The organism is Pseudomonas sp. NPDC088414 (assembly GCF_044753325.1).
In the GTDB taxonomy this organism is placed as follows: Bacteria; Pseudomonadota; Gammaproteobacteria; order Pseudomonadales; family Pseudomonadaceae; genus Aquipseudomonas.
This window is the reverse complement of record NZ_JBIVMY010000009.1, coordinates 33,958-43,723: the sequence shown is the minus strand read 5'-3', so window position 1 is coordinate 43,723 and position 9,766 is coordinate 33,958. Positions and strand designations below refer to the sequence as shown.

Sequence of the window (9,766 nt, the reverse complement as noted above, 5' to 3'; positions counted from 1 at the left end):
CGGCAAGCTGAAAGTGACCGAGCGTCCTGCCCGCACTGGCCGTAACCCTTCGACTGGCGCTGCCATCGAAATCCCTGCCAAGAAAGTGATCAAGCTGGTTGTGGCCAAAGGCCTGACCGACGCTGTGAACAAGTAAGACGCAGCGATAAAAAACCGTGCACCGGAGTGATCCGGGCACGGTTTTTTTGTGCCTGCGATTTGGCAAGGCGTTACACCGCCCTGTAGGAGCTGACGAGTGAAACGAGGCTGCGATCTTTTGATCTTGTTTTCAAGCAGGATCAAAAGATCGCAGCGTGCCGCAGCTCCTACACAGAATCAGCGAACCCAGCGCTCGCGCCGCCAGATCTGCTGCTCGGACTTGGTCTGGAAGGTCCACGCCACGAAGCGGCTCTGTTTCTGCCCTTGCGACATCTCCACTACCTGGCTTTCCAGCACGCCGGCCTTTTTCAGGGCGGTTTCGATGGCGGGCAGGTTCGAGGCTTTCGACACCAGAGTGCTGAACCACAGCACCTTGTGCTGGAAGTTCGCGCTTTCGGCGATCAGTTGGGTCACGAAACGCGCTTCGCCGCCTTCACACCACAGCTCGGCAGACTGACCACCGAAGTTCAGCACTGGCAGTTTGCGTTTTGGATCGGCCTTGCCCAGTGCGCGCCATTTGCGCTCGCTGCCCTTGGTCGCTTCCTCCATCGAGGCGTGGAACGGCGGGTTGCACATGGTCAGGTCAAAGCGCTCGCCCGGCTCCAGCAAGCCGATCAGGATGTGCTTGCGGTTTTCCTGCTGGCGCAGCTGGATCACCTTGTTCAGCCCGTTGGACTGGACGATGGCTCGGGCGGCAGCCACGGCGGTCGGATCGATTTCCGAACCGAGGAAGTGCCAGCGGTATTCGCTGTTACCGATCAGCGGATACACGCAGTTGGCGCCCATGCCGATGTCCAGCACGTTGACGATTGCACCACGCGGCACCTTGCCGTCGTTCATGCTCGCCAGCAAGTCCGCGAGGAAGTGCACGTAATCGGCACGGCCCGGCACCGGCGGGCAGAGATAATCGGCCGGGATGTCCCAATGCTCGATGCCATAAAACGCCTTGAGCAGCGCCCGGTTGAACACGCGCACCGCGTCGGGGCTGGCGAAGTCGATGCTTTCCTTGCCGTACGGGTTGGTGATCACGAATTTCGCCAGTTCCGGCGTGGTCTTGATCAGCGCCGGGAAGTCGTAGCGACCCTGATGGCGATTGCGCGGGTGCAGGCTGGCCTTTTCACGCGGCTCGACGGCTTTGGCCGGGGTCGCGGCATCAGGCTTCTTGCGCGCAGGTTTGGGTGTGCGGGGGGCGTTCATGGGTGTGATCGATTCGGGTATGGCTGAAAGTGGCGGGTATTGTCCCACATCCAGCCGCTGTGAACCCCATTCCCTGTAGGAGCTGCCGCAGGCTGCGATCTTTTGATCTTGTTTTTAAAAATCCAAAGTCAAAAGATCGCAGCCTGCGGCAGCTCCTACAGGGGAGGTGTGGCGGGCATAAAAAAAGGGAGGCCATTGCGGCCTCCCTCTTTGATTGCGGCTTGCCCTTACAGGCTGGAAATCCGCGCGTGCTGCTCGGCCAGTTTGCCCAGGGCCTGTTCAGCCTCGGCCAGTTTGGCGCGTTCCTTCTCGATGACTTCGGCCGGGGCCTTGTCGACGAAACCGGCGTTGGACAACTTGCCACCAACCCGCTGGACTTCGCCCTGCAGACGCAGGATTTCCTTGTCCAGACGTGCCAGTTCGGCGCCCTTGTCGATCAGACCGGCCATCGGCACCAGCACTTCCATCTCACCCACCAGAGCGGTGGCGGACAGCGGCGCTTCTTCGCCAGCCGCCAGAACGGTGATCGATTCCAGACGCGCCAGTTTCTTCAGCAGCGCTTCGTTCTCGGTCAGGCGACGCTGATCTTCAGCGCTGACGTTCTTCAGGTAGATCGGCAGCGGTTTGCCCGGGCCGATGTTCATTTCGCCACGGATGTTACGTGTGCCGAGCATCAGGCCCTTGAGCCACTCGATGTCGTCTTCGGCGGCTGGATCGATGCGCTCCTCGTTGGCCACCGGCCAAGGCTGCAGCATGATCGTCTTGCCCTGAATGCCGGCCAGCGGCGCGATGCGCTGCCAGATTTCTTCAGTGATGAACGGCATGAACGGGTGCGCCAGACGCAGCGCCACTTCCAGCACGCGCACCAGCGTGCGACGGGTGCCACGCTGACGCTCGACCGGCGCGTTTTCGTCCCACAGCACTGGCTTGGACAGTTCCAGGTACCAGTCGCAGTACTGGTTCCAGATGAACTCGTACAGCGCTTGGGCGGCGAGGTCGAAACGGAACTGATCCAGTTGGCGGGTCACTTCGGCTTCTGTGCGTTGCAGTTGCGAGATGATCCAGCGATCCGCCAGCGACAGCTCATAGGCTTCGCCGTTCTGGCCGCAGTCTTCGCCCTTGTCCAGAACATAACGCGCGGCGTTCCAGATCTTGTTGCAGAAGTTGCGATAGCCTTCGACGCGGCCCATGTCGAACTTGATGTCGCGACCGGTGGACGCCAGCGAGCAGAAGGTGAAGCGCAGGGCGTCGGTGCCGTAGCTGGCGATGCCGTCGGCGAACTCGTCGCGGGTCTGCTTCTCGATCTTCTTCGCCAGTTTCGGCTGCATCATGCCGGAGGTGCGTTTCTGCACCAGGGCTTCCAGCTCGATACCGTCGATGATGTCCAGCGGGTCAAGGACGTTGCCCTTGGACTTGGACATCTTCTGGCCCTGGCCATCACGCACCAGGCCGTGCACGTAGACGGTCTTGAACGGTACTTGCGGGGTGCCATCCTCGTTCTTGATCAGGTGCATCGTCAGCATGATCATCCGGGCAACCCAGAAGAAAATGATGTCGAAACCGGTGACCAGCACGTCGGTGGAGTGGAATTTCTTCAGGAACTCGGTCTTTTCCGGCCAGCCGAGGGTGGAGAAGGTCCACAGACCCGAGCTGAACCAGGTGTCGAGCACGTCGTTGTCCTGTTGCAGCGCAACGTCCGGGCCGAGGTTGTGCTTGGCCCGCACTTCGGCTTCGTCGCGACCGACGTAGACCTTGCCCGACTCGTCGTACCAGGCCGGAATCCGGTGGCCCCACCACAGCTGACGGCTGATGCACCAGTCCTGGATGTCGCGCATCCACGAGAAGTACATGTTTTCGTACTGCTTGGGCACGAACTGGATACGGCCGTCTTCAACGGCAGCAATCGCCGGCTCAGCCAGCGGCTTGGTGGAAACGTACCACTGGTCGGTCAGCCACGGCTCGATCACGGTGCCGGAGCGGTCGCCTTTCGGCACTTTCAGGTTGTGATCGTCGACGCTGACCAGCAGGCCGGCGGCGTCGAACGCAGCGACGATCTGCTTGCGCGCTTCGAAACGCTCGAGACCGGCGTATTCGGCCGGGATCTTGCCGTCGATGCTGTCGTTCAGCGTGCCGTCGAGGTTGAACACCTGGGCGGCGGGCAGCACGTTGGCGTTCTTGTCGAAGATGTTCAGCAGCGGCAGGTTGTGGCGCTTGCCGACTTCGTAGTCGTTGAAATCGTGGGCCGGGGTGATCTTCACGCAGCCGGTGCCGAATTCCGGATCGCAGTAATCGTCGGCAATGATCGGGATGCGGCGGCCAACCAGTGGCAGCTCGACGAATTTGCCGATCAGGGCTTTGTAGCGCTCATCGTTCGGGTTAACGGCCACGGCGGAGTCGCCGAGCATGGTTTCCGGACGGGTGGTCGCGACGATCAGGAAATCGTTGCCTTCAGCGGTTTTCGCGCCGTCAGCCAGCGGGTACTTGAGGTTCCACAGGAAACCTTTCTCGTCGTGGTTTTCCACTTCGAGGTCGGAAATCGCCGTGTGCAACTTGGTGTCCCAGTTGACCAGGCGCTTGCCGCGGTAGATCAGGCCGTCTTCGTGCAGGCGTACGAAGGCTTCCTTGACCGCTTCCGAGAGACCGTCGTCCATGGTGAAGCGCTCGCGGCTCCAGTCCACGGACGAACCGAGGCGGCGGATCTGACGGCTGATGTTGCCGCCGGACTGATCCTTCCACTCCCAGACTTTCTCGAGGAATTTCTCGCGGCCCAGGTCGTGGCGGTTCTGGCCGGTGGCTTCCAGTTGACGCTCCACCAGCATCTGCGTGGCGATACCGGCATGGTCGGTGCCCGGCTGCCACAGGGTGTTGCGACCCTGCATGCGGCGGAAACGGATCAGGGCGTCCATGATCGCGTTGTTGAAACCGTGCCCCATGTGCAGGCTGCCGGTGACGTTCGGCGGCGGGATCATGATGGTGTAGGAATCGCCCGCGCCTTGCGGTGCGAAATAGTTCTCGGACTCCCAGGTGTTGTACCAGGAAGTTTCAATGGCGTGCGGCTGGTAGGTCTTATCCATGCGCGGCGGGACCCTATTGGCATTTATTCAGGAAAAGCCGGGAAGTATAGCGGGGCATGGGGCCGAGGGCGAGCGGGGCGGGCCGGATGGAGATCTAAATGTGGTCGCGAACTCTGTGGCGAGGGAGCTTGCTCCCGCTCGGCTGCGCAGCAGTCGTAACACGGCCACGCAGGCTTCGTGGACAAAACACTGTTGAATGGTTTTGGGGGGCGCTTCGCACCCCAACGGGAGCAAGCTCCCTCGCCACAAAATACCGGGGGCCGGACTATTCGTACTGGCTGAGCAACCGTTCCATCCGCGCCTCGAGGCGGCGTTTGATTTCGGTTTCGATGTGCGGCGCGAAGTCGTCGAGCACGTCCTGCATGATCAATTGCGCGGCGGCGCGCAGTTCGCTGTCCAGGTGCAGCAGGGCGTCCGGGCCTTTATCCACAGGCGCAACAGCAGGTGCCGGGGCCGGAGCGGGGGGTGGTTCGATGGCGGGCGGCGTGGTGTCGACGGCCTCGAACAACATCGGAATCTGTTCCTGTTCGCCATCCTCGACCGTGTCGGTCAGCAGTGGCGGTTGCAGGTTGTCATCGCCGAGCAACTGGCGGATCGATTCGAGATCGTCCAGCAGGTGTGCAGGCTTTTGCAGCGGTTTTGGAGTGTCCATCGGCGTACTCAGAGTCGCTGTAAACGGTGATCTTGCAGAGGATAGCCCTGTTCGCGGTAGAAACGGAAACTCTCCCGTGCCGCCGCGCGAATCGTCGGATCTTCCACCACCACTTCCGCCACCCGGGCGAATTGGCTGGCGAAGGTCGGGACTTTGAGGTCGAGGTTGACCAGCAGATCCTGATGTCCGCCGCAGTCAGCACCCAGTCCCAGCACGATCAAACCGTCCGCTTCACTCTCGGCAGGGCCGTGGGGCACGAAGGTTTCACCCTTGAACGCCCACAGCCGCGCATCGAGGTCGTCACGCTGAGCGGCATCGCTGCAATGCAGGTAGATGCGGTGGCCCATGCGCCAGGCTTTCTCGGTGAGCTTGCAGGCAAAGTCCAGACGAGCCGAAGGATCGGCGCTGGGCAGGATGTAGAAGTCGACTTTGGTCATTGCGGTTCCCTGAGCCTTGAGCGGCGTCACCGCAAAGTGACGCCGCCCAGGTTCATCGGTTTCAGGCTTTGGCGCGGTCCAGCAGGTATTGGGTCAGCAGCGGAACCGGACGGCCGGTGGCGCCTTTGTCCTTGCCGCCGCTGGTCCACGCGGTACCCGCGATGTCCAGGTGCGCCCAGTTGAGGTTCTTGGTGAAGCGCGACAGGAAGCACGCGGCAGTGATGGTGCCGGCCTTCGGCCCGCCAATGTTGGCGATGTCGGCGAACGGGCTGTCCAATTGCTCCTGGTATTCGTCGAACAGCGGCAGTTGCCAGGCGCGGTCGTCAGCAGCCTTGCCGGCGCTGAGCAGTTGCTCGATCAGCTCGTCGTTGTTGCCCAGCAGGCCAGACGTGTGGGCGCCCAGTGCAACCACACAGGCACCGGTCAGGGTGGCGATGTCGATCACTGCCTGCGGCTTGAAGCGCTCGGAGTAGGTCAGGGCGTCGCACAGCACCAGACGGCCTTCGGCGTCGGTGTTGAGGATCTCCACGGTCTGGCCGCTCATGGTGGTGACGATGTCGCCCGGACGCGAGGCATTGCCGCTCGGCATGTTTTCCGCGCAGGCGAGGATGCACACCAGATTGATCGGCAGCTTCAACTCAAGCACGGCACGCAGGGTACCGAACACCGAGGCAGCGCCGCCCATGTCGTACTTCATTTCGTCCATCCCGGCGCCCGGCTTCAGGCTGATGCCGCCGGTGTCGAAGGTGATGCCTTTACCGACCAGCGCGTAAGGCTTCTCGGATTTCTTGCCACCGTTGTATTGCATGACGATCAGGCGTGGCGGCTGGGCGCTGCCCTGGCCGACGGCGTAGAACGAGCCCATGCCGAGGGATTTGATCTTCTTCTCGTCGAGGACTTCGACTTTCAGATCCTTGAACTCTTTGCCAAGGTTCTTCGCTTGCTCGCCGAGGAAGGTCGGGTGGCAGATGTTCGGCGGCAGGTTGCCCAGATTACGGGTGAAGGCCATGCCGTTGGCGATCGCGGTGGCGTGGTTCACGGCGCGCTGCACTTCAGCCTGAGCAGCCTTGATGGTCAGCAGGGTGATTTTCTTCAGGGCGCGCGGTTCGGCTTTCTGGCTCTTGAACTGGTCGAAGGTGTATTCGCCGTCCACCAGGGTTTCCGCCAGCAGGCGGGTTTTGCCGTAGCTGTCGCGGTTCTTGACGATGATTTCATCCAGCGCCAGCACGGCGTCGCTGCCGCCCAGGCCTTTCAGGGTGTTGAGGATGCCGGCAACGATTTTACGGAACGGACGGTCGCCCAGTTCCTCATCCTTGCCCACGCCGACCAGCAGCACGCGCTCGGCTTTCAGGTTCGGCAGGCTGTGCAGCAGCAGGCTTTGACCGACCTTGCCGGCCAGATCGCCACGCTTGAGCACGGCGCTGATCGCGCCACCGCTCAACTCGTCGACCTGTCTGGCGGCCACGCCGAGTTTGCGGCCTTCGCCGACGGCAACCACCAGGGTGGCGGTTTTCAACGTTTCTGGGCTAACGCTTTTTACAACCAGTTCCATGTCCGGATCCCTGAATGAATGGTCAACACACAGGCGCTCGACGGTGTCCGCAGTCGCCTGCTTATAGATAGAAGAGGCGCAGGGCTGTGCCTGCGACGAAGGCGGCAGTTTGAACCTCGCTCACCGCGCCTGACAACCCTCGGTTGTGCGATCTTCAACGGAATCTACGCTTGGGTGAGTGTGCGCAGTGACAGGCGCCCTCAATCACAGGATAATGCCGCATCTTTTTTCGACGGCTCTGCCTTGCGGGCCGGTCGAGACGTTTGCTTGTTTGGCCGCCTTAGCCTGACAACCCTGGAGTGTCTGGTTTGATCGTCTTCCGTTATCTGTCCCGTGAAGTGATGTTGACCCTGAGCGCCGTCAGCGCCGTGCTGCTGGTCATCATCATGAGCGGTCGCTTCATCAAATACCTTGCCCAGGCCGCTGCGGGCCAACTCGATCCGGGATCGCTGTTCCTGATCATGGGTTACCGTCTGCCGGGCTTCATGCAGCTGATCCTGCCGTTGGGCCTGTTTCTCGGGATCCTGCTGGCTTACGGCCGGCTGTACCTCGAAAGCGAAATGACCGTGCTTTCGGCCACCGGCATGAGTCAGCAGCGTCTGCTGCGCATGACCCTGTTCCCGGCGACGCTGGTAGCACTGGTGGTGGCGTGGCTGAGCCTGAGTCTGGCCCCGCAAGGCGCCAACCAGTTTCAGTTGCTGCTGAACAAGCAGGACGCCCTGACCGAGTTCGATACCCTCGAGCCTGGCCGTTTTCAGGCTTTGCGTGACGGCACTCGGGTGACCTACACCGAAAGCCTGACCGACGACCGCGTCAACCTCGGCGGCGTGTTCATCTCGCAGAAAAATCTCGGGGCCAATCAGAAGGACCGCGGGATTTCCGTGCTGGTGGCCGAAAAGGGCCGTCAGGAGATCCACTCGGACGGCAACCGCTACCTGATTCTGCACAATGGCTATCGCTATGACGGCAGCCCGGGTCAGGCCGATTACCGCGCGATCAAATACGACACCTACGGCGTATTGCTGCCAAAACCGGATGCCAGTGACGAAGTCACCGACCGTGACGCGATCCCGACTTCGACCCTGCTGGGCGCCGACGACGAGCGTTCCAGGGCCGAGCTGCAATGGCGGATTTCGTTGCCGTTGCTGGTCTTCATCGTGACCCTGATGGCGGTGCCGCTGTCGCGGGTCAATCCGCGTCAGGGCCGTTTCCTGAAGCTGCTGCCGGCGATTCTTCTTTATATGGCTTACCTGACTATCCTGATTGCCGCCCGCGGCGCCCTCGAAAAAGGCAAGATCCCGCCGGCCCTCGGCCTGTGGTGGGTGCACGGGATCTTCCTGGTCATCGGTCTCGGCCTGCTGTACTGGGAGCCTATGCGCCTGAAGCTGGCCAGCCGTCGCAGCGCTGCGCTGGAGGTGGCCCGTGGTTAAACTCGACCGCTATATCGGCAGCAGCGTATTCGTGGCGATCATCGCCGTGCTGGCGATCATTCTGGGTCTGGCGACCCTGTTCGCCTTCATCGACGAGATGAGCGACGTCAGCGATACCTACACGCTGACCGACGTGCTGAGCTTCGTCCTGCTCACCGCACCGCGTCGCTTGTATGAAATGTTGCCGATGGCCGCGCTGATCGGCTGTCTGATCGGCCTTGGCAGTCTGGCCAGCAGCAGCGAGCTGACGGTCATGCGTGCCGCGGGTGTGTCCATCGGGCGCATCGTCTGGGCGGTCATGAAGCCAATGCTGGTGCTCATGTTGGCCGGCGTACTGATCGGCGAATACGTGGCCCCGGCCACCGAAAGCATGGCCCAGGCCAATCGCTCGCTGGCGCAAGGCAGTGGCGACGCGCAGAGCGCCAAGCACGGCATGTGGCACCGTCAGGGTGAGGAATTCATCCATATCAACGCCGTGCAACCCGACGGCCTGTTGTATGGCGTGACCCGCTATCACTTCGACAAAGAGCGTCACCTGCTCAGTTCCAGCTTCGCCAAACGTGCGGAGTTCGACGGCAAGCGCTGGCTGCTCAGCGACGTGACCACCACGGTGTTCCACGAGCGCAGCACCGAAGTGGTGAACGCGCCGAGCGAGGAGTGGGACGTGTCGCTGAGCCCGCAATTGCTCAACACAGTGGTGATGGCGCCTGAGTCGCTGTCGATTTCCGGTCTGTGGGGCTATATCCACTATCTGGCGGATCAAGGCCTGAGCAATGGCCGTTACTGGCTGGCATTTTGGGTCAAGGTGTTGCAGCCGCTGGTCACCGCTGCGCTGGTGCTGATGGCGATTTCCTTCATTTTCGGTCCGTTGCGCTCGGTGACCCTCGGTCAGCGGGTGTTCACCGGCGTGCTGGTGGGCTTCACCTTCCGCATTGTCCAGGATCTGCTTGGCCCATCGAGCCTGGTGTTCGGTTTCTCGCCGCTGTTCGCGGTGCTGGTGCCGGCTACGGTCTGTGCATTGGCGGGTGTCTGGTTGCTGCGACGGGCCGGTTGATGGCCGCGTTGTTGCCAACGCTTTAACTGCGAAAACGCCTCGGTCGACAGATCGGGGCGTTTTCGTATGCAATCGGGGTGACAGGCGAACGTGACGCTTGCGCCGTGTATCAGGTACAATTCCCGGCTATTTTTCGGCGGGCCAAGCCTGCAGCCTTTTTGAGTGTTGATCCGTGAGTGATTTGAGTCATATCCGCAAATAATCAATCATCGCCCACAATGACCATGGCAAG

The 9,766-nt window shown here is 61.5% G+C and carries 8 protein-coding genes; 3 read left to right on the top strand and 5 right to left on the bottom strand.

All coding sequences use genetic code 11. From position 1 onward, the window contains the following. Window positions 1-136: HU family DNA-binding protein (locus tag ACIP8I_RS11180; RefSeq protein ID WP_400761159.1), on the top strand; the 136-nt coding region annotated here is incomplete at its 5' end. 179 nt (window positions 137-315) lie between these two features. Here ACIP8I_RS11180 and rlmF read toward each other — a convergent pair. The 5 genes from rlmF to ACIP8I_RS11155 form a co-directional block, all read right to left on the bottom strand. Then, window positions 316-1,335, bottom strand: coding sequence for a 23S rRNA (adenine(1618)-N(6))-methyltransferase RlmF (rlmF, locus tag ACIP8I_RS11175; RefSeq protein WP_041064757.1), 1,020 nt, complete (start codon window positions 1,333-1,335; stop codon window positions 316-318). Between the two features lie 227 nt (window positions 1,336-1,562). Then, complete coding sequence (locus ACIP8I_RS11170) at window positions 1,563-4,409, bottom strand: valine--tRNA ligase (protein WP_007965170.1); 2,847 nt, start codon at window positions 4,407-4,409, stop codon at window positions 1,563-1,565. Between the two features lie 265 nt (window positions 4,410-4,674). After that, a complete protein-coding gene (locus tag ACIP8I_RS11165; protein ID WP_400760996.1) occupies window positions 4,675-5,061 on the bottom strand; it encodes a DNA polymerase III subunit chi in 387 nt (128 codons plus the stop codon). Window positions 5,062-5,069: 8 nt separating this feature from the next. Further along, window positions 5,070-5,498 (bottom strand): DNA polymerase III subunit chi, encoded by a 429-nt coding sequence (locus ACIP8I_RS11160; protein WP_400760994.1) that lies wholly within the window; start codon window positions 5,496-5,498, stop codon window positions 5,070-5,072. 61 nt (window positions 5,499-5,559) lie between these two features. Further along, window positions 5,560-7,050, bottom strand: a complete 1,491-nt coding sequence (locus ACIP8I_RS11155) for a leucyl aminopeptidase (protein WP_027610952.1) — start codon at window positions 7,048-7,050, stop codon at window positions 5,560-5,562. Between the two features lie 308 nt (window positions 7,051-7,358). Here ACIP8I_RS11155 and lptF point away from each other — a divergent pair, with 308 nt between their 5' ends. Together lptF and lptG are read left to right on the top strand one after the other, a co-directional pair. Continuing rightward, window positions 7,359-8,480 carry an LPS export ABC transporter permease LptF gene (gene lptF / locus ACIP8I_RS11150; protein ID WP_400760992.1) on the top strand — a complete coding sequence of 374 codons (1,122 nt, stop codon included), beginning with the start codon at window positions 7,359-7,361 and terminating at the stop codon, window positions 8,478-8,480. After that, window positions 8,473-9,534, top strand: coding sequence for an LPS export ABC transporter permease LptG (gene lptG / locus ACIP8I_RS11145; RefSeq protein ID WP_007965162.1), 1,062 nt, complete (start codon window positions 8,473-8,475; stop codon window positions 9,532-9,534). The genes lptF and lptG overlap by 8 nt, the downstream gene beginning before the upstream one ends. The last annotated feature ends 232 nt before the right edge of the window (window positions 9,535-9,766 follow it).